The following is an 18,598-nucleotide window of genomic DNA, read 5'->3' as shown; positions in this document are numbered from 1 at the left end:
TCAGTGGCCCGGGTTTTCCGGGTCAGTTTGCTCAGTGCCGCGGTCAAAGCGTTCGGCGTAAGCCTCGGTCAGCCGGTTCGGACCATGCAGCACCCGCCATTGCCGGATGCCATTGCGCCAGCCGGCCCGGCCTTCGCGGGTGTCGGGCTCTACGGCATCCTCAGCCGGAATTTCCGTCTTCAGCAGCTCCCAGACCGCCTGCTTGCCCTGGCAGTATGCTTCGGCGCCCCAAGTGCTCAGCAGTTTCTGGAACGCGTCAAAGGCGGCGCGGTTGAAGACCTTGTCCTCGCCCAGACGGCCGATCACCGGGTTCTCAGGATGGACGCCGCAGCAGGGCACCCAGCCTTCGGGGATGGGCGTGTTGGCGGAATGGGTGCGCTCGGCACGCAGCAGTTTGGGCAGCACATGGGTGTGCGGGCCTTCGGGGGATTTGCCGCCGGTGTCGGGACCACCGATCATTTGATAAACTTCGACACGGCCAAGACGGGTCAGCAGCACCCGGTGCGGATGGTGCTTCAGGATTGCCCCCATTGCCGGGTTGCCGTGCTCAAACAGCGAGCGGCCGGCGTTTTCGTTCAGCACCGCCAGCAACTCAGGGTCGGCGGTGCGGATGCAGAAATCCGCCTGGTACTGGCCCAGCCCCATGTCGAACAACTGGGCGCCGCAGTCTTCGCCGCGCAGCGCATCTTCGTCCGGGCCAAGCGCGGTCAGCGCGCTGCGCTGGTTCATCGCGGCGTCATCATGCGGCAAGCACAGCGACACGGCTTGCGTCCAGCGGTGCGGCTTTGGGCTGAGTGTTTCATAGGCCACCGGGCGCACGCCCTCCAAATTGTCGATGCGCACGCCGCCGCGGGGGGTTACCTGCATAAGCCCGGCATGCTCCTGCGGGGCCGGATCGCCATAAACATGGTGAAACTCACCGATGGCGCCGAAGGAGCCCATATTCCAGCCGCAGTCCTCCTGCATCAGTGCCTCTTTCAGCACCTGTTGAAGCTCAGGCATGTGCTGCCCTCCTGTTGGTTGATTTCCATTCCAGGGCGCCGGTGTGGACGGCCTGGTACACGGCTTTGCCGATGGCTTCGCCGGTGGCGGTGTGCAGCCCGGCATAGGGATTTGCGCCAGCCGGGGCCGCCACCGCGACACAGTCGGTCCCGGTGCCGGTCGCGGTTCCTGAAGACAGGGTGATACCTGCCTCCATCACGGCCGCGGTGCGGGCCTGGACGGCGATGCTCATCGCTTCGATCAGCCCGGCCTGGGTCAGCCCTTCGGACAGGCGCAGGGCCACGTTGATGGTGCCCCAGTTGCGGCTGGCGTAATCCATCCGGCTGCCTACGCGCTCGGCGTTGGACAGGCCGGCGGTGGCCACCGCATGGGCCTGGACACCCTCCACCGCGGCCGAAGCCTCGCAATAGCGGCGCACATCGCGCGAGGTGAGGAAGGCCACGGCATCGCCGGCGCCGCGCTGTGCCAGTTCACCTGCGAACCATTCGGTGACATCCAGATCACGGGGCAGGTCGCTGTTGCGGACTTCACGCCACAGAATGCGGCGGGCTGTAACAAAGCCAGGGCGGTTCACAGCCCAGCTCAGGACCTGCATCTCTGCGCCGAGGTCAAACTCGATCCAGGGGCGTTGCAGGGTGACCATGCCCATCACAGCACCTCCAGCGGCTGGAACACCGGCCCTTGCGCCGTGGTCTCATGCCAGATGGAGATGCCAAAGGCGCGGGCCATCAGGTCAGGCGTGAGCACTTCGGCGGGTGATCCGTCAGCCAGGATGCCGCCTTCGGCCAGCAGGATCAGCCTTGTGCAATGGCGCGCCGCCAGCCCCAGATCATGCAGAGAGACCAGTGCAGCGCGGCCTTCGGCGGCGAGGCTGGCAAAGACCTCCATGGTGGAGATCTGATGCGCCGGATCCAGCCCGGCGGCGGGTTCATCCGCCATCAAAAGCGGCGTGTCCTGCGCCAATGCACGGGCAATCAGCGCGCGGGCCTGCTCGCCGCCGGACAGGCGCGATGCGGCGCGCTGGCGGAAAGGATCAAGTCCCATGCGCGCAATCGACTGATCGACCAGCGCCTGATCGCCAGGCGGCAGCCGCAGCCTCTGTGGCAGATGCGGCAGGCGGCCAAGCGCCACCAGCCGCTCCACCGGGATCGGCCAGGCGATTTCGCGTGATTGCGGCATCCAGGCCACCGCGCGGGCGCGCTCCGCGGCACTCATCTCTGCCAGCGAGCTGTGCCCCTGCGCCGGGATCAGCCCCAGGGCGGAACGCATCAGGCTGCTTTTGCCGGCGCCATTCGGCCCCAGCAGGCCGACAAACTCGCCTGCTTGGATTTCAAACGACACATCGCGGAGCACCGGACGGTTCCGCAAGGTGACGGAGAGGTTCCGGACCGAAAGCACGCTCATGCCAGCCCCTTCCGCGTCTTATAGATCAGGTGCAGGAACAGCGGCGCGCCGACCAGGGCAGTGACCACACCCAGTTTCAGATCGCGCGACGGCAGGATGATCCGCACCGCAATGTCAGCCAGTTGCAGCATGATGGCGCCGCCAAGTGCCGAGGCCCACAACAGCCGCGACGGCTGGCCGCCAACCAGCGGGCGCAGGATGTGCGGCACAACCAGGCCGATGAATCCGATGGCGCCCGCCACCGCGGTTGCACCGCCGACAATGGCGGCAGTCCCGGCCACCAGCAGCAGCCGCAGCCTGTTCAGGTTCATCCCCATGGTCTGCGCCGCATCCTCGCCCAGGGTCAGCGCATCCAGACCCCGCGCCAGTGTCAGCAGGATCGCGCCCCCCGATAGCGCAAAGGGCAGCACCAGCCAGACATGCAGCATCGAGCGGTCGGCAAGTGAACCCATCATCCAGAACACAATCTCATTGGCGGCAAAGGGGTTTGGCGACAGGTTCAGGACCAGCGATGTGAGCGCGCCCGCCATGGCAGAGATTGCGATCCCTGCCAGGATCAGCGACAGCGAGCCGCCCTGCGGCCCGGCGAGCGCCATTACCAGGAATACCCCCGCCAAAGCGCCTGCCAGCGCCGCCAGTGGCAGGCCCAGCGTCAACGAGGCCGCAAGCCCGGTGTTGATCGCCAGCACCGCTCCCAGCGCCGCCGAAGAGGACACCCCGATCAGTCCCGGTTCCGCCAGCGGGTTGCGCAGGTAGCCCTGCATCGCAGCCCCCGCCAGCCCCAGGCCGCCGCCGATGATAATCGCCAGCACCGCCCTCGGCAGGCGGATTTCCTGCATCACCAGCGTCAGCGGGCCATAGCTGTCGTTAAACAGCGCCGCCAGGCTTTCGCCCATGCCGACATCCGCGGGCCCCACTGTCAGCGAGATCAGAAACAGCACAATGACGGCAATGGACAGTCCCAACATCAGACGGGTCATTCCCGGCTCTCCTTTTCGGCGAACAGGCGGCGCTCCTCAGCCAGGATTTGCACCGCGCGCAGCACATGGGGCGTGCCGCAGACCCAATCCGCATCGCGCATCTGCCCGGCACCGCTTTGGGCCGCCAGCTGCTGCACGACGGGATGTGCCAGATTGTCCTCGCTGCGCGAAGCGCGCGGGTAAGGCGAGGTTCCCACCAGCAGGTCCGGCTCAGCCATCGCCAGCACTTCCAGCGGCATCTTGCCGGAGCGGGCGTAACCCAACTCGGCGGCGACATTCCTAAGGCCCGCAGCCTCAAGGATTTGCCCGGCCAGCGATTTCGGCCCGGCGGTGTAATTGTTGGCCGCATAGAGTGCTGCCCGCGGGCGCGTGCCTTCGGCTGGCAGCAGCAAGGCCAGTTGCCTGTCAAATTCTGCCAGAAGAGCGCGGGCGGCCTGTTCCCGGCCCAGAACACCGCCCATCTTCAGGATCCGCTGCCGCACGTCTTCCAGCGAGTTGGCGGGCTGAAACACCACCACGGGCACACCAAGCCGCTGCAGCATATCGGTTGTCGCCCGGGTCGAAAACGTGCCGGCAATCACCAGATCCGGCTTCAGCAGGTAAATCTCCTCTGCCTTGCCGTGATTGATGGGATAAGCCATGGCCTCATCAGCCATGGCCGAGGCGCGGGCGTCCCGCGCGATGTAAGAAACCGAGGCCAGCTGCCCCGGCGCTGCAAGCAGCATCGCCAGCTGGTCGGTGCACAGGTTCATCGACACCACGCGCGACGGCCCGGCAAAGGCGCCGGTGGCGGCCCACAAAAGGGCCAGGGCTATGCCGGGCAAGCTGCGCATGGGTCAGAACGCGGCCCGTACGCCGATATAGGCGGCGCGGCCGCGCTTGGCGTAGCCCCAGACGTCCGCGTAATCCTCGTCGAACAGGTTAGTGACGCGCCCGGTCAGTACGACGTTATCCGTCAGCTCATACTGAGCAGCCACATCAACGGTGGTGTAATCCGGCAGCTCAGCTGTGGCAAAGGAGCCAAAGAACTGGCTGTCCGAATTGCCTGCCACATGCCGGATGTCCGTGGTGACAGAGCCGCGGCCGTTGAAAGTATCCAGTGTGGCACTCAGTAGAAGCTCGTGCTCCGGGCGGCGGATCTCGACGGAGCCATTGGGGTTGGTGGCGTCCAGATAGGTGTAGGACAGACGCAGGTCGAGGTTGTCGGTGGCTTCCAGGCGTGCTGCCAGTTCAACACCTTTGCGATCACTGTCTCCGGCTTGGTTGCGGTAGGAGAACGTGGTTGCGTTCACCATGTAGCTCTCGATCTCGCCTGTCAGTGTCTCGTCGAAATAAGTCACATCAACCAGACCGCGCCCTTGCAGGAATGGCACTTCAACCCCGAAATCGAAGCTGCGGTTTTCTTCCGGCTGCAGGTTCGGATTGCCGAGGTAGGTAGTGGAGCCGAAGGTGCTGTTGGCAAACAGTTCAAAGTAAGAAGGGTTCACGATGCCGGTACCGGCCGAGCTGTGCAGGCGCACACCGCTGCCAGCAAACGTGTAGGAGGCACTGACGGTCCAGCTGGTTGCGTCTTCGAATACGCTGTTGCTGTCGTGACGCACCCCGAGCTGCAGGTCCAGGCCGTTGGCAAAGCTGCCGCGGTATTCCAGGGCAATCGACTTGGTTTCGCGTGTAAAGGCCGGGTTGGAGCTGCTGGAATCCTCTTCCCACTCCAGCATTGCGTTCAGAAGATGGTCTGCTTGATCAGCCTGCTGCCCGTCCAGGCCGAAACTCAGCAGGTACTTTGCTGCTTCAGTCTTGGTCTCGGTCGGGGTGCCGCCATTGAAGGACCGGTCAAAGTCAGTGCGTTCGATTGACAGGCGGTGTTTCAGGCGGCCGCCCAATGTGTCCAGTTCAGCATAGACTTGCGCCAGTTGCTCATCCCGGTCACTGAATTGCGTCGGATCATCCACGACATAGCTGGCCGCATCCGTTGCGGTAAAGGAGGTGCGATCGCTGTCATAGCGTTCATCCGACGTGCGGAAGTTGAAGCCAAGTTTCAGCCAGTCGGTGACCAGGTAGTCGCCTTTCAATTGCAGTGTATTGCGGCGGATGCCGTCTTCTTCACCGCCATCGCCCGAGGTGTCATAGCCGTCGTCATTGTCATGGGCGAAGCTGAAGGCGATACCGCCGCGCTCGGTCCGCGACGAAACCCGGGCCGAGGCCCGGTAGCCGTCGGACCCCGCTTCCGCGCTGCCGCCGTATTCCGTGCCGATGCCGCCGGACTTGGTGATGATGTTGATCACACCGGCCGAGGCGTTGGAGCCGTAGAACACCGACTGCGGGCCGCGCAGGACTTCGATCCGCTCGATATTGGCAGTGTCCAGGCCGGACAGAATGTACTCGCTGTCACCGCCCGAGGCTTCGACGCCGTCGATCAGGATCAGCGTGTGATTGGCTTCGGCACCGCGGATGCGGACCTGGGTAAAACTGTCGCCGGAGCCGTTCACCATCAGGCCGGGGACCGAACGCAGCGCGTCCTGGACGGTGGTGATACCGTGATCTTCGATTTCTTCGCTGGTCAGGACTGAGACTGAGCGGCCGTATTTTTGGGCCTCGACCGGCGTAAAACCGCCGGAGACGATGATCTCTCCCAGATCGGTGACCTCAAAATCCTGGGCGGTTGCGATTACAGGGGTGGCGGCCAGGGCCGCAGCTAGGGACAGGCTTGCCTTGCGCATATTCCATTCCTCCCGGCCCACGCAGCAAGCACAGGCCAAGCGGCTGCCCATACCGGGCAGCATGTTCATAATTTTGGTCTTTGGAAGGCAATGCCCCCGCAGACGGTGAAAACTGCCACCACTACGGAAGGTCCGTTATCTTCGGCGCGCCCCGCACCGCGATAGGGTGATCATCCTGGCAGGTCTCCTGACTTGCGGGTCGAGGCTTTGCTGCGCCTTCCCGCCCCTTGGGGCAGTGGCATACCGCAGCATTGCTCTCCGCTCACAGTTGCGGGGGCAGTCACGGATTCGGCGCCTGTTGGCTACACCTCACCGTGTTCCCTTTTAACCGGGTGGTCTCCCAGCCGGACCAGAATGGCCGGGACTTAGGCAAACTGAACTTATTCTGTCAAGCGCCAAAGTCTAGTGAGGCGGCTTAGAGAGGGCGCCAAAAGGCGTCATCGCAAGAAACTGATTTCGTTAAACTGTTATAACTGAATACTACTTCGGGAGAGGGAAGACTGACGCGATTAGGCTCAAAGTTCTTACTCGGAAGCAATGCTGCATACGTATCTCGCAGTATTTGATTGAAGTGGATGAACGCATGCAAGCTTCACCACCGGCGGTGAACCTCAATCAGTGCATCTACCGCAGAACTACTGCTTTGGCCCTGCCGAGTTGTGGCTGCTTCGATGCTGAGGAATGTCTGAAATGGTCCGGTCAGGCTGATCCATTGCGTCGACTAGTGCCGACCTTGGAAACGCAACTTTCCTCGCATAGCTGCCGCTGAGATCAGGCGCAGCATTCGGTAGAATGGGCTCGATCCCACCCTCCGCTGCAGGGCGCACAAACGGGCAGATCGAGCCCATAGCTACGGTCACCGCTTGGCATGGTCGCTGCAGGTGCATTGGACCGCTCACAGTCCGAAGCGGACATGGCCCGTGCTACCACAGCATTAGATTCTTCCGGCTTGTGTCGCTTCGTTCCCATTCTGATCCTCCGTTTTCCTAAACATAACGGCGGACCACTTCATTGGGGGAGGATCATCGGGGCTAGCTCTATCTCCGAGGGCGTCATCCTTGCCCTTCAGCGGGAATGCCGTCAGATCAACGAAGAAATGCGTTGGCTTGTGGCCGTCGTGGCCGATACTGGCATGCGTCTGGCTGAAGCTGCTGGCCTGCTTAGAGAAAACACCTTGCAGGACGATGAGAGGCAGTGGCTAGCCTAGAATTGTTCCCCGCCCGCAGCGGAGCCTTAAGACGGGCGGCAGTGAGCGGCTGGGTCTTCTTGTCCGTTCTGCCAGGTGTGCGGCCGAGCGTGTCCATGTGCAAGAGGCCGGCAGCAAGCTTGCCTTCCCAATATACAACGCAGCGGGGAAAAACGTCAGTTCGGTCAGTGCTCAGGTTCCAGGATCCAGGCTCTTCTCGGTCCTCATTCCCTCGCCGATGATGTGATTGTTTTCTCGAAAATACCCAGCCTGTCAGTGTTTTAGTTAGGCATAGCGGCGTCTGTGGGGGCACAATTTCAAGTGCAAGCCGGTTATGTAACCTGCCCCTGCAGCCTGGCTTCTCCAAATTGCGTTGTGGCCTGCCGGAAAGCTGATTTGCGATCCTGAATGGGAGTAAGGCCGTATAGCCTGCGGTAGTGCAGCGTGAGGGTGGAGGAGCTGGCATATCCAACGGCATGTGCAATGCTCGAAATGCTGTCCCAGGAAAACAGCACCATCTGCCGGGCGGCTTGCAACCTTTTCTTCCGGTAGTATTCGCCGGGGCTCAATCTGGTCGCAGCCTGAAAACTGCGTTCCAGCTGGCGCGGCGAAATGCCGACCATACGGGCCACGTCGCGGATGCCATGCGGTGTTTCGAGGTTTTCCGAGAAAATGCGTATGGCTTCTTTCACCGTAGGAGGCATTTGATCGACTGTACGGTCGCTTTGCAGCACCGGAACCTTTTGGCTGGAGCTGCCGCTGCGGATGACCGGATGCTGGAACAAGCAAGCCACCTCGTTCATCGCATCCGCGCCGAGGGCGTTGCCGATCAGCTCAAGCGAAAGGTCGAACATCGCCGTAGCGCCTGAAACAGACTGTATATTGCCGTCACGCACGATCAGCCGGTCGACGGCTGTGCAGTCCGGAAAAGCTGCCTCGAAGGCGCTGCGGTAGCACCAGTTTACCGCCGTCCGCCGCCCGGCCAGCACGCCACTGCGGGCGAGCGGGAAGACCCCGCCGGACACCGCGCCTAGGGTTACGCCGTGGCGGGCAAGGTAGCGCAGCCTGCCGGGACTGGAGACCGGGTCTTCAAATTCGGCTTCCGGACCTGACAGAAGGAACAGGCAGTCGAACCCTTCGGCCTCTGCCAGGCTGGTTTCCGCTGGAAAAAAGACCCCGGCAGAAGCCTTTGCGTCCGCGCCGGTTTCGCTCACCAGGGACCAGGAGAACACCTGGTGCCCGGCGATTTCATTGGCGGCACGCAAGGGCTCCATTGCCGAGGTCAGGCAGGCCATGGGAAAGCCTGGAAACAGCAGAAAGCCTATGCGGGTGTGGGGGGCGGGGCCGAAGTCGTTTGAATGGATGGTCATGGTCTTACTCCAGCCCCAGCGCTTCTTTCTTGGTCTTTGCCCAGGTGGTGACCAGGTGGTCGACCATCAGCCCCATGAAGGCGACGGCGAGGCCAAGGACCAGCCCTTTGCCCACATCGGTAGAGGACAGTGCGCGCTGCATTTCCTGCCCCAGGTCCTGGGTGCCGATGAAGGCGGCGATGATCACCATGAATAGCGAGAACATGACCGACTGGTTCACCCCGACCATGATGGTGGGCAGGGCCATCGGCAGGCGGACCTTCCACAGGGTCTGTGCCCGGGTGGCGCCGGACATATCGGCGGCCTCGATCAGGGTTTCCGGCACCTGGCGCAGGCCCTCGATGGTGTAGCGCACCAGCGGCACGGCAGCGAAGAGGACCACGGCGCCGATCACTGCCACGTCGTTCACGCCGAACAGCATCACCACCGGGATCAGGTAGATGAAGCTGGGGAAGGTCTGCAGCGTGTCGCAGATCAGCAGGGCCAGCGCGGCGCGTTTCTCGTGAAACGATCCCCAGATGCCCAGCGGGAAGCCGATGACGGCGGCAATAGAGACGGCAACCACGACAGTATAGACCGTGATCATTGCGCGGTCCCACCAGCCGGACATGGCGATGAGGCCAAAGAAGGCGAGGCAGACAAGGGCAGAGCGCAAGCCGCCGATGGCCCAGCCGACCGCCGCCAGCAGTGCCAGCACCGCGGCATAGGGCATCCACAGGAAGGCGTCGCGGATCGGAATCAGGACCCAGGTGATCAGGAACCAGCGCAGCCATTGTGTGATCGGGTCGATCAGCACGATGAACCAGTCCGCAACCGCGTCAATCGGCTTGGAAATGGTGAAGGCGTCGCGGCGGCCGATCTGGTCCAGCAGCGGGACGAACTGCGCCAGCACCAGGCAGGCCAGCGACAGGCCGGCGCCAAGCAACAGGAACTTGTTGCGCACGGCGAATGAGGTGCCTTTTTCGAAATGCTCGGGCTGTTTGGTGGCCCAGGCCTTGGTGCAGCGGTCCAGCATGACCGCCAGCAGCACGATGGTGATGCCGATTTCAACCGAGCGGCCGATCTTCAGCGCCTGCAACAGCTGCAACAGCTTCTGGCCGAGGCCCGGCATACCGATGAAGCTGGCCAGAACCACCATGGCGAGGCACTGCATGATTACCTGGTTCACGCCCACCAGAATCTCAGTCCGGGCGGTGGGAATGCGCACGTAGCGCAGCAGCTGCCAACGGGTGGAGCCGCACATGTGGCCGCTTTCGATCACCTCATGCGGGACCTTGCGCAGGCCGAGGAGGGACATGCGGATCATCGGCGGCACCGAGAAGATGATGGTGACGATGGCGCCTGCCTTGGGACCGACGCCGATGAAGACAACCACCGGGATCATATAGGCGAAATGCGGCAGGCTTTGCGCGATGTTGAGGATCGGGTTCAGGATCCGCTCGAACGTCTTGGACCGCCAGGCGCAAATGCCCATGACCAGGCCGAACAGGATCGAGAAGGGGGCGGCGACGACGATGACCGAAAGGGTCTCCATCGCCCATTTCCACTGCCCCAGGACGGCGATCCAGACAAAGGTGCCGCCAGTGAGCAGCGACAGGCGCCAGCCTTGCAGCGCGTAGCCGATGACAAAGCCGATGCTGGCAATCACGGTCCAGGGGACCGGGCCGATGCGGGGCCAGCGGTTCTTGCCGTAGAGCAGGTTGGCGGTCACATCGAGCAGCCATTCGACACCATCGGCAAAAGCGCGGGTCAGGTAGAGAAGGCCCAGGTCATCGCGGACAAAGGCAAAGATCGCATTGATCCAGTCGGCAAAGGGCAGCACCAGCCATTCCGGTGGACGCACCAGCCCTGCGGGCAGAAGGGAGTTGCCGATGGCCAGCGCGCAAGCGGCGGCAAAGATCGCCCAGCCGGTCTTGGCCCGTGTCCAACTGTGGGATTTTCCAGTTAATGTCATGGTTTGGTCTGTCATGACGCCTCTCCCAGAAGCACGTCGAGCGCCTCCTGGCGGCTCATGGCGCCGATCAGGCTGCCGGCGCCATTGGCCACGGGCAGGAAGTCGCGGTTGTCATTGACCAGCAGACGGGCCAGTTCGGAGATGGTCTGCTTTTCGCCAATGGGGGTGCCTGTCAGGCTGTGGCCGTTCACTTCGCGCGCCAGCACGCCAGCATGGACAACGCGGGATTTCTCGATCTCCTCGGTGAACTTGGCGACATATTCGGTGGCCGGGTTCAGCACGATCTGATCCGGGGTGTCGCATTGCTCGACCACACCGTCCTTCATGATGGCGATCCGGTCGGCGAGGCGCAGGGCCTCGTCAAAGTCGTGTGTGATGAAGACAATGGTTTTGCCCAGCATCTCCTGCAGGCGCAGGAATTCGTCCTGCATCTCGCGGCGGATCAGCGGGTCAAGGGCGGAGAAGGGTTCGTCCAGGAACCAGATGTCGGGTTCAATCGCCAGGCTGCGGGCGATGCCGACACGCTGCTGCTGGCCGCCGGAGAGTTCGCGCGGGAAGTAATCTTCGCGGCCCGAGAGCCCCACTAGTTCGATCACCTCAAGCGCGCGTGCGCGGCGTTCGTGGCGGTCCTGGCCGCGCATTTCCAGCGGGAAAGCCACATTGTCCAGCACGGTGCGGTGCGGCAGCAGGCCGAAGCTTTGGAACACCATGCCCATCTTGTTGCGGCGCAGGTCAATCAGCTCTTTCTCGGACATGTCGCCGATGTTCTGGCCTTCGACACGAACCTCGCCGCCGGTGATGTCGATGAGGCGGGACAAGCAGCGCACAAAAGTCGACTTGCCGGAGCCGGAGAGCCCCATGATCACCAGCATTTCCCCCTTGGCAATATCCAGGGAAACGTCGCGCACCGCGGCGATGTAGCCGGCCTGGCGGATTTCATCAAAGCCCGGGTTGCCGGTCAGCGACTTCAGATACTGTTCCGGATTGGCGCCAAACAGCTTCCAGACGTTTTTGCAGGAAATGACGGGGGTGGCGGCGGTCATGGGTCTACTTTCGTTAGTAAAAATCCGGGGCAGCAGGCCGCCCCGGTGAGTTGGAGAGGAGTGCGTGGTTCAGGAGCCGGTCCAGGGCTTCCAGAGATCCTCATTGGCCTCCAGCCATTCGGCGGCGGCGTCCTCGGGCTCCATCTCGTCAATGTCGACCAGCTTGGCCATCTCGGCGATCTGCGGATTGGTGAAGCTGATTTCGGTTAGCGTCTGATAAGCGGCAGGCCACTTGTCCTTCATGCCGTCCCAGGCAGCCTTTTTCAGGTAGCCATTGGCCGGGTTGCCGCAGTCATAGGTGGCATCCGGGTTCGGGCCGACCGAGGGGGCCTTGTCGCAGCCCTCGACCCAGGTTGGGAATTCGACAAACTCGCCGGGCCAGACCGCTTCGGCGAAATTCGGGGTCCAGTTGAAGATCACGACAGGCCGTTTGGTCTTCTCGGCCGCGGCCACTTCGGCCCAGAGTGCCGAGGCCGAGCCTGCATTCACCACGGTGAAGTTCATGTTCAGCGCCTCGACCCGCTCGGCGTCATGCTTGAGCCAGTCCACCGGGCCGCCCAGGAAACGGCCCTTGTCGCCGGTTTCAGGCGTGGCAAAGACGGCGGCGCAGTCGTTCAGCGCTTCCCAGCTCGGCAGACCCGGGCAGGCTTCCTTGGTCCAGGCCGGATACCACCAGTCCTCGCGGGTTACCGCGTTGTGGTCGCCCGCGTCGTGCAGGCCGCCCTTGGCCAGCGCCTCGTTGAAGGATTTGCCAAAAGCGCCTTCCCAAACCTCCAGCTCCAGCGTCACGTCGCCCAGGCGCACGGATTCGTAAACCGCCTGGCTGTCGGTCGAGACGTATTCGACATTGTTGCCCATCGACTCGAAGATCTGGCCGACAACGTGGCTCATCACGATCTGGCTGGACCAGTTGTGGACCGGGATTATGATGGGGTCCGAGGAGTCTTCTGCCATTGCCATCGGGGCTGTCATGGCGATGGCCGCTGCACTGGCCAAAAGGGTTTGCCGGTATTTCATGTGTGTCTCCCTGTTGTCGCAGCCCGGGTCCGGATGGCCTGAGCTTTTCGCGTATTGAAAGCGCGTGCTTTCGGGGGAGAGGCTAGGCAGCAGATGTGAACAGGTCAGCCCGGCGGGATGAACAGGCTGGTCAGTGATGTTAAAATTTGTTAACCGATAGGAATATTTCGCGAAGGGGCACAGCGTTCATGGCGCATATTCTGATCATCGAGGACGAGCCGGTCACCAGGGCCACGCTCGCAAGTTACCTGGATGCGCAGGGCTATGATGTCTCGCAGGCCGAAACCGCGGAAGAGGCGGAGAAAATCCTGGAGGAGCAGGAGGTTGACCTGCTTCTGGCCGACATCAACCTGCCCGGCAAGGATGGATTGCAGATCACCCGCGAGCAGCGCGCCAAATCGGAGATCGGGATCATCCTGGTGACCGGACGGGATGATGAGATTGACCGGATTGTCGGGCTGGAGCTGGGTGCGGATGATTATGTCTGCAAGCCGTTCAACCGGCGGGAACTGCTGGCGCGTTTGAAAAATCTGTTGCGGCGGACACAGGACATCCGGCGGCTGTCGCGGCGGATCTACAAGTTTGGCAAGTTCCAGTTCGACGTGGCCGCCCGGCATCTTCAGACCGCGGAAGGCGAAAGTATTTCGCTGACCCGGGCCGAGTTCGAGGTGCTGGATATGCTGGTGAGCCGGGCAGGGGAAGTGGCCACGCGCGATGCGCTGATGAGCCGGGTCACCCACCGGCAGTATGGCGCCAATCCCCGCACTGTTGATGTGCTGATCCGGCGTTTGCGCGGCAAGCTGGAGGAAGACCCGGCCAACCCGCGGGTGATTACCACCGTGCATGGCGAAGGCTATGTATTCACCGCGCCTTTGACCTGACGGCCTCGCACTCCCGCAGCACCACGGCAAGCGCCTCGAGGATTTGCGGTGCCAGCCGGTTGAGCGCGCCCAGCTTCTCCGCGGCACCCGAACGGCCGGTGTCTCCGGCCCGGGCTTCTAAGCTTGCCAGCAGCGCCGCCAGATCTTTCTGGCCGAATGTCGCTGCAGCCCCTTTGGCCCTGTGCGCCTCCTTGGCGAGGGCCGTGAAGTCCTGCTCTTCAAGCGCCGCTTTCATTTGTGCGAGACTTTGAGGCAGTTCCCGTTCGAACATCCGAGCGATGTCCAGAGCCTGGGTTTCCCCGAGGTCCCGGATGTTTTCCTGCATCTGCTGCCGCAGGCTGGCGTAGCGGTCAGGCGGTTCAGCCGCGGCCTGCCGCGCAGACAGGTAGATCGCACCCTTTCGGCCCTGCGTGACGCTGTCGAGCGCTTTGGCAAGCCGCTCGGGCGAAACCGGCTTGGCGACAAAGCCGTTCATCCCGGCCTGCAGATGGGTTTCGATCTGCTCTTCCTGCACATGTGCGGAGATGCCGATGACCGGCAGGCTGGCCAGTTTCGGGTCGGGCATGGCGCGCAGGCGGCGGGTGGCCTCGGTTCCGCTGATGCCGGGCAGGTTCACATCCATCAGTACTAGATCGAACCCGGAGCCTGGCAGCAGTTCCAGTGCCTCTTCGGCGCTGGCAACACATAGGCAGGAATGGCCCATACGCTCCAGATAGCCCTGGGCAACCATCTGGTTGATCTCGTTGTCCTCCACGACCAGGACGGACAACGGCGTCTCCGCCTTCTGCACCGGGGCCGGGGTTTCTTCCGGATCCAGTTCGGCGGGATTACCCCTTTCAAGCTCCAGGGCCAGGGTGAAAACCGAACCGATGCCCTGTGCGCTTTCCAGCGAGAGCCGGGCGCCGATGGTCCCGGCAAAATGCTTGCTGATTGCTAATCCCAGCCCGGTGCCGCCGAACCTGCGGGCGGTATCGCTGTCCTCTTGCTCGAAGGCCTCGAATATCCGGCCTTTTGCCTCGTCCGAAATACCCATGCCAGTATCGCTGACTTCAAAGGCAACCTGGTGGCGTCCATCGCTTTCACCATTGGTGCGGACCCGCAGGATGACCTCGCCTTCCTCGGTGAACTTCAGCGAATTGGAGAGCAGATTAAAGAGGATTTGCCTGAGCTTGGCCGCGTCGCCCCGGACCACGTCGGGCAGGTCAGCGGGGGTGTCAAGCCAGAGGTGCACGCCCTTGGCATCCGCGCCGGGGCGCAGCAGCACGACGATATCGCGCACCAGCCCATGCAGCGAAAAGGTGGTTTCCTCCGCCTGCAGCGCGCCGCTTTCGATTTTCGAGTAGTCCAGAATGTCGTTGAGGATCTTCAAGAGGTTCTGGCCCGAGACCAGCGCCGCCCGCAACCGTTCCATCTGCCGGGGCGGCAGCCCGTCATCAGACAGGCTGCGCAGCATCCCCAGCACTCCGTTCATCGGTGTGCGGATTTCGTGGCTCATCATGGCGAGGAATTCAGATTTAGCCTGATCCGCTGCCTCGGCTTTTTGCCGGGCCTCGTCATGTGCTTCAACTTCCTCGCGCAGGCGTTCGGTCTGCTCATCAACCAGGTTTTGCAGGTTGTTGCGGTGCTCGCGGAGCTCCAGTTCGTTCCTGTCTCGAACTTGTTCCAGCTCCAGTTTTTCAATGGCCTGCTTGCGGAACACCTCAACGGCTGCTTCCATCCGGGCAATCTCGTCCTGGCCTTCGGGGCGCAGCCGCCGGTCCAGCTGACCCCGCATCAGGGCCGCCATGATGCCTGAAAGCCGGTTGAGACGGCTGGTAATGCTGCCGCGGACGTAGAACCACAAGACCGCCAGCGACAGGAGAAACCCAGCAAGGGCAGCGAAGCCATTGCGCCGCTGCGCTGTCCGTACATCAAGGGCAGCGGCATTTCCGGAGGAAATTGCCCTGGCCTGTGCCTGATCAGCTACCGCGGCGGCTTCATCACCAAGACGCAGAGCGGCGTCCTGCAGTTCCTGTTGCAGCGCGGTAATGCGTTTTTCGGTGGCCAGGATCCGGTCGCGCAGCACGAACAATCCCTCATTTTCGTTAGGAACAGTCCGCAGTTGCGCCGCATAGCCTTCGGCCTGCTGGCGGCGGCCTGGATCGCGGATCGCCTTGATCCGGCGTGCCACAATCAATAGGCGGCTGATTAGCGAAGCCTCGATCTCGCCCAGCTCGATTTCGCTGCCGACGTCTTCGATCCGGTTGATCAGCAAACCGATTTCAGCGGTTTGCGAGCGCAGTTCGAACATCAGACCCAGCTGAAACAGATCTACCTCGAGCAGCTTGTCCAGAGTATCGGTGCGGGCCTGCTCCTCAACCGGCGAGGATCCAGGGCCATAGAGACTGGAGATCACTGCAGTCGTGCCCATTTCGGCATTGGCCACCAGGGTATCTGCCATGCTCAGGAGGTTGCCCGCAGCCGCGAGATTCCGGTCAGTCAGCTCCTTGAATTGACTGCGCAAGGCAATACGGCTCTCCACCAGATCATTCAGTAGTGAAAGAACCTGGGATGCTTCGGAAACAGTTTCCCGCAGCCGGGCGGAGCCGGTACCACCAGCCTGTTCCAATGCTTCCAGCCTCTCGGTCAGCGCCTCAACCTGATCAGACAGGAACTTCGCGCGGTTCTTCCGTTCCGCTTGGCTGTTCACCGCGGCCAGCTCAGGAGCGATGGCAATGATGCGTGTGCTTTCTTCAGCCATGCCGCGCACTTCAGCAATGGCGGGAATTGTCTGGCTGATCACTTCGGCCTGACGCCGGGCCAGTATCCGCAGTTCAACCAGCCCAAGGATACCTGCAAGGGTTGGCAAACCCGCAATCACGATGAATGCGAGGCTCAACTTTCCGCCAAGGCCGAGCTTTCCTATCATTCCCGAACTTTCGCGCGCATTCGGGCGCAGCGCAATTTTGAATTTCCCTTTTGCATCCTGCTGCCTATTCTCCGTCCCGGAAAGGGGAGTTTATGCGTGCAGTCTGGCTGATGTTTTTTACGTTGCTTGGCACCGCTGCGGCTGCGGAGATCTGGCACTTGCAAGCACCGCAGATCCCGTTCGACTACGGCAGCGGATACGAGACCATCGGCTACCAGCCACTAAAGAAGGCGTCGCAAGACTGGCAGCTGTGCATCGCCTACCCGCATCTGAAAGATGCCTATTGGCTGAGCGTCAACTATGGAATGGTGTCCGAAGCCAACCGGCTTGGAGTGTCTTTCCAGCTGGTTGAGGCCGGCGGCTATCCGAATTTGCAGCGCCAAATCGGTCAAGTCGAAGAGTGCGTGGCAGCGGGCGCCGATGCCCTGGTCCTTGGAACAGTTTCCTTTGCTGGCTTCACAAGCACCGTGGAACGGATTTCGGCTTCGTTGCCGGTGATTGCCGCAGTGAATGACATCGCCGATGCCGGAATTACTGCCAAAGTGGGGGTTTCCTGGGTGGAAATGGGGGCCAAAGCAGGGCGGATTATCGCGGCACGCCACCCCAAGGGCACGCCACCGGTGAAGGTCGCCTGGTTTCCAGGTCCGGCAAAAGCAGGGTGGGTCAAGTTTGTAGAACAGGGATTCCACGCAGCCTTAGCGGAAAGTTCCGCAATTGTTGCGGTGACAAAATACGGCGATACTGGCCGGGAAATCCAGGTCCGGCTCGTTGAGGACGCATTGGACGAGGAACAGGACCTGGATTATATCGCCGGATCAGCGCCTGCGGCCGAGGCAGCTGTGTCGGTTCTGCGTGCCCGGGGCCTGCAAAGCAAAGTTCAGATTGTCTCGGACTATATGACCCATGCTGTCTACCGGGGCGTTTTGCGGGATCGTATTGTAGCAGCGCCAACAGATTTCCCTGTGCTGCAGGGGAGACTGGCCATCGAAATGGCAGTGCGCGCGATTGAAGGTAAGCTTCGCGTAAAACACGCAGGCCCTGAAATCCGGATTTTTGATCAAAGCACGCTGGACGCTGATATTCTGGAGCAGTCATTGGCGCCGGCTAGTTTTGTGCCTGTGTTTGAGTATAGGGCGGCACGGTAAGGGGGGGCTTTGTCCCGCTTGGCGCCAAGGGATGAAGGCTGAGTTGAGCGATCAGTCGCTTCTCCTAAGTGCAGAACGGCTTTCGAAGGCGTGCAGTTTTGGCATAGCTTCAGCAAATTGCGCGGCTCCTTTCTCAATTTCCATAGATGCATAGAAATTGGCCTCTGCTTCTGCCGGCCGAATATTCCCGATAGGTCTTATTGGGCGGCGGCGAACGGCCGGGAGATTATGCTTCAGCTGGTTGCACGGCCCGCCGGTAGAGGTGCCATGAGGTATGGCCAAGGATCGGCAAGGTGAAGATCAGGCCCAGAAACGCCGGAACCAGCGACAGCAGCATGGTCACTGAAATAACCGCTGCCCAGGTGAGCATGACCACCGGGTTTTCCGTGACAACGCGAATAGACGTCAGCATGGCTGAAATGAAATTGGTTTCCCGCTCAAGCAGCATGGGCATGGCAACAACAGTCACCGAGAACAGAACCGCTGACAGAAATGCGCCTGCGCAGGTGCCGATTGCAAGAAAGGCCCAGCCTTGCGGCGTGAAGAATACGATGTTCAGGAAACCATCAAAATCCGAGAAGGACGCATCCTTCAAAATGATCGCCAGCCAAAGCCGGACCTGGTAGATCCATACCCAGAAAATGAACAGGGTGACAAAAGCCATCCAGCCCATTTCGCGCTGGCGCTGATTGGCCATTACTGTGAGGATTTCCGACCAGCTGAAACTCTCTCCTTCCTGCAAGCGGCGGGACATCTCATACAGGCCGGCCGCTGCGAAAGGTGCGACCAACGGGAAACCCACAGCGGCGGGAATGATCATCCAGATCTTGCCTAGCCAAACCAGGCACCAGACAAACAAGAGCCCGAAAACCGCATAGAACAGGCCGAAGAATGCGCTCATGAAAGGGCGCGCCAGAAAGTCTGAAAACCCGGCCTGCAGCGATGCCGTGATATCACCAGCGGACAGCCTATTAATCTGGGGCATGTC

Annotated in this window: 14 protein-coding genes and 1 riboswitch; of the genes, 2 read left to right on the top strand and 12 right to left on the bottom strand. The window is 61.8% G+C overall.

Annotated elements, in window-relative coordinates; all coding sequences use genetic code 11:
- The 10 genes from ACXAEK_RS19235 to ACXAEK_RS19190 form a co-directional block, all read right to left on the bottom strand.
- Positions 1 to 1,002, bottom strand: coding sequence for a DUF6925 family protein (locus ACXAEK_RS19235; RefSeq protein ID WP_475044368.1), 1,002 nt, complete (start codon positions 1,000 to 1,002; stop codon positions 1 to 3).
- A complete protein-coding gene (locus tag ACXAEK_RS19230) occupies positions 995 to 1,651 on the bottom strand; it encodes an adenosylcobinamide amidohydrolase (protein ID WP_475044366.1) in 657 nt (218 codons plus the stop codon). Before ACXAEK_RS19230 ends, ACXAEK_RS19235 begins: the two co-directional genes overlap by 8 nt.
- The gene (locus ACXAEK_RS19225; RefSeq protein ID WP_475044364.1) at positions 1,651 to 2,406 is read right to left on the bottom strand and encodes an ABC transporter ATP-binding protein; all 756 of its coding nucleotides are present in this window, start codon (positions 2,404 to 2,406) and stop codon (positions 1,651 to 1,653) included. Before ACXAEK_RS19225 ends, ACXAEK_RS19230 begins: the two co-directional genes overlap by 1 nt.
- On the bottom strand, positions 2,403 to 3,386 hold the full coding sequence (locus ACXAEK_RS19220) for a FecCD family ABC transporter permease (RefSeq protein WP_475044362.1): 984 nt from the start codon (positions 3,384 to 3,386) through the stop codon (positions 2,403 to 2,405). Before ACXAEK_RS19220 ends, ACXAEK_RS19225 begins: the two co-directional genes overlap by 4 nt.
- Positions 3,383 to 4,219 (bottom strand): ABC transporter substrate-binding protein, encoded by an 837-nt coding sequence (locus tag ACXAEK_RS19215; protein WP_475044360.1) that lies wholly within the window; start codon positions 4,217 to 4,219, stop codon positions 3,383 to 3,385. Before ACXAEK_RS19215 ends, ACXAEK_RS19220 begins: the two co-directional genes overlap by 4 nt.
- 3 nt (positions 4,220 to 4,222) lie before the next feature.
- Entirely contained in the window at positions 4,223 to 6,106 is a 1,884-nt protein-coding gene (locus ACXAEK_RS19210; protein ID WP_475044358.1) for a TonB-dependent receptor plug domain-containing protein, read from the bottom strand.
- Between the two features lie 160 nt (positions 6,107 to 6,266).
- Positions 6,267 to 6,475, bottom strand: a riboswitch (cobalamin riboswitch).
- 1,149 nt (positions 6,476 to 7,624) lie between these two features.
- Entirely contained in the window at positions 7,625 to 8,662 is a 1,038-nt protein-coding gene (locus ACXAEK_RS19205; RefSeq protein ID WP_475044356.1) for a GlxA family transcriptional regulator, read from the bottom strand.
- 4 nt (positions 8,663 to 8,666) lie between these two features.
- Positions 8,667 to 10,631 (bottom strand): ABC transporter permease, encoded by a 1,965-nt coding sequence (locus tag ACXAEK_RS19200; RefSeq protein WP_475044354.1) that lies wholly within the window; start codon positions 10,629 to 10,631, stop codon positions 8,667 to 8,669.
- Entirely contained in the window at positions 10,628 to 11,659 is a 1,032-nt protein-coding gene (locus tag ACXAEK_RS19195) for a quaternary amine ABC transporter ATP-binding protein (protein WP_475044352.1), read from the bottom strand. The genes ACXAEK_RS19200 and ACXAEK_RS19195 overlap by 4 nt, the downstream gene beginning before the upstream one ends.
- Before the next feature lie 69 nt (positions 11,660 to 11,728).
- A complete protein-coding gene (locus ACXAEK_RS19190) occupies positions 11,729 to 12,676 on the bottom strand; it encodes an ABC transporter substrate-binding protein (protein WP_475044351.1) in 948 nt (315 codons plus the stop codon).
- A gap of 188 nt (positions 12,677 to 12,864) precedes the next feature.
- Here ACXAEK_RS19190 and ACXAEK_RS19185 point away from each other — a divergent pair, with 188 nt between their 5' ends.
- Complete coding sequence (locus ACXAEK_RS19185) at positions 12,865 to 13,557, top strand: response regulator (RefSeq protein WP_475044349.1); 693 nt, start codon at positions 12,865 to 12,867, stop codon at positions 13,555 to 13,557.
- On the opposite strand, the gene ACXAEK_RS19180 is transcribed toward ACXAEK_RS19185, so the two are convergent.
- Entirely contained in the window at positions 13,538 to 16,435 is a 2,898-nt protein-coding gene (locus tag ACXAEK_RS19180) for a response regulator (protein WP_475044347.1), read from the bottom strand. The two genes, ACXAEK_RS19185 and ACXAEK_RS19180, sit on opposite strands and share 20 nt — an antisense overlap.
- A 122-nt stretch (positions 16,436 to 16,557) precedes the next feature.
- On the opposite strand from ACXAEK_RS19180, the gene torT reads away from it, so the two are divergent.
- On the top strand, positions 16,558 to 17,610 hold the full coding sequence (gene torT / locus ACXAEK_RS19175) for a TMAO reductase system periplasmic protein TorT (protein WP_475045315.1): 1,053 nt from the start codon (positions 16,558 to 16,560) through the stop codon (positions 17,608 to 17,610).
- 226 nt (positions 17,611 to 17,836) lie between these two features.
- On the opposite strand, the gene ACXAEK_RS19170 is transcribed toward torT, so the two are convergent.
- Positions 17,837 to 18,430, bottom strand: coding sequence for a DUF2189 domain-containing protein (locus ACXAEK_RS19170; RefSeq protein ID WP_475044346.1), 594 nt, complete (start codon positions 18,428 to 18,430; stop codon positions 17,837 to 17,839).
- Between the last annotated feature and the right edge of the window lie 168 nt (positions 18,431 to 18,598).

Source organism: Leisingera sp. ABM4_101, assembly GCF_056158725.1.
The sequence above is the reverse complement of the archived record's forward strand: the minus strand, read 5'-3'. Positions and strand labels throughout refer to the sequence as shown.

What these genes read in the sequence shown, in the direction of transcription:
- torT (WP_475045315.1), top strand. Translation starts at nt 16,558, where the DNA reads ATGCGTGCAGTCTGGCTGATGTTTTTTACGTTGCTTGGCACCGCTGCG.
- ACXAEK_RS19195 (WP_475044352.1), bottom strand. Translation starts at nt 11,659, where the DNA reads ATGACCGCCGCCACCCCCGTCATTTCCTGCAAAAACGTCTGGAAGCTG.
- ACXAEK_RS19230 (WP_475044366.1), bottom strand. Translation starts at nt 1,651, where the DNA reads ATGGGCATGGTCACCCTGCAACGCCCCTGGATCGAGTTTGACCTCGGC.
- ACXAEK_RS19185 (WP_475044349.1), top strand. Translation starts at nt 12,865, where the DNA reads ATGGCGCATATTCTGATCATCGAGGACGAGCCGGTCACCAGGGCCACG.
- ACXAEK_RS19205 (WP_475044356.1), bottom strand. Translation starts at nt 8,662, where the DNA reads ATGACCATCCATTCAAACGACTTCGGCCCCGCCCCCCACACCCGCATA.
- ACXAEK_RS19170 (WP_475044346.1), bottom strand. Translation starts at nt 18,430, where the DNA reads ATGATCATTCCCGCCGCTGTGGGTTTCCCGTTGGTCGCACCTTTCGCA.
- ACXAEK_RS19210 (WP_475044358.1), bottom strand. Translation starts at nt 6,106, where the DNA reads ATGCGCAAGGCAAGCCTGTCCCTAGCTGCGGCCCTGGCCGCCACCCCT.
- ACXAEK_RS19225 (WP_475044364.1), bottom strand. Translation starts at nt 2,406, where the DNA reads ATGAGCGTGCTTTCGGTCCGGAACCTCTCCGTCACCTTGCGGAACCGT.
- ACXAEK_RS19235 (WP_475044368.1), bottom strand. Translation starts at nt 1,002, where the DNA reads ATGCCTGAGCTTCAACAGGTGCTGAAAGAGGCACTGATGCAGGAGGAC.
- ACXAEK_RS19190 (WP_475044351.1), bottom strand. Translation starts at nt 12,676, where the DNA reads ATGAAATACCGGCAAACCCTTTTGGCCAGTGCAGCGGCCATCGCCATG.
- ACXAEK_RS19220 (WP_475044362.1), bottom strand. Translation starts at nt 3,386, where the DNA reads ATGACCCGTCTGATGTTGGGACTGTCCATTGCCGTCATTGTGCTGTTT.
- ACXAEK_RS19215 (WP_475044360.1), bottom strand. Translation starts at nt 4,219, where the DNA reads ATGCGCAGCTTGCCCGGCATAGCCCTGGCCCTTTTGTGGGCCGCCACC.
- ACXAEK_RS19200 (WP_475044354.1), bottom strand. Translation starts at nt 10,631, where the DNA reads ATGACAGACCAAACCATGACATTAACTGGAAAATCCCACAGTTGGACA.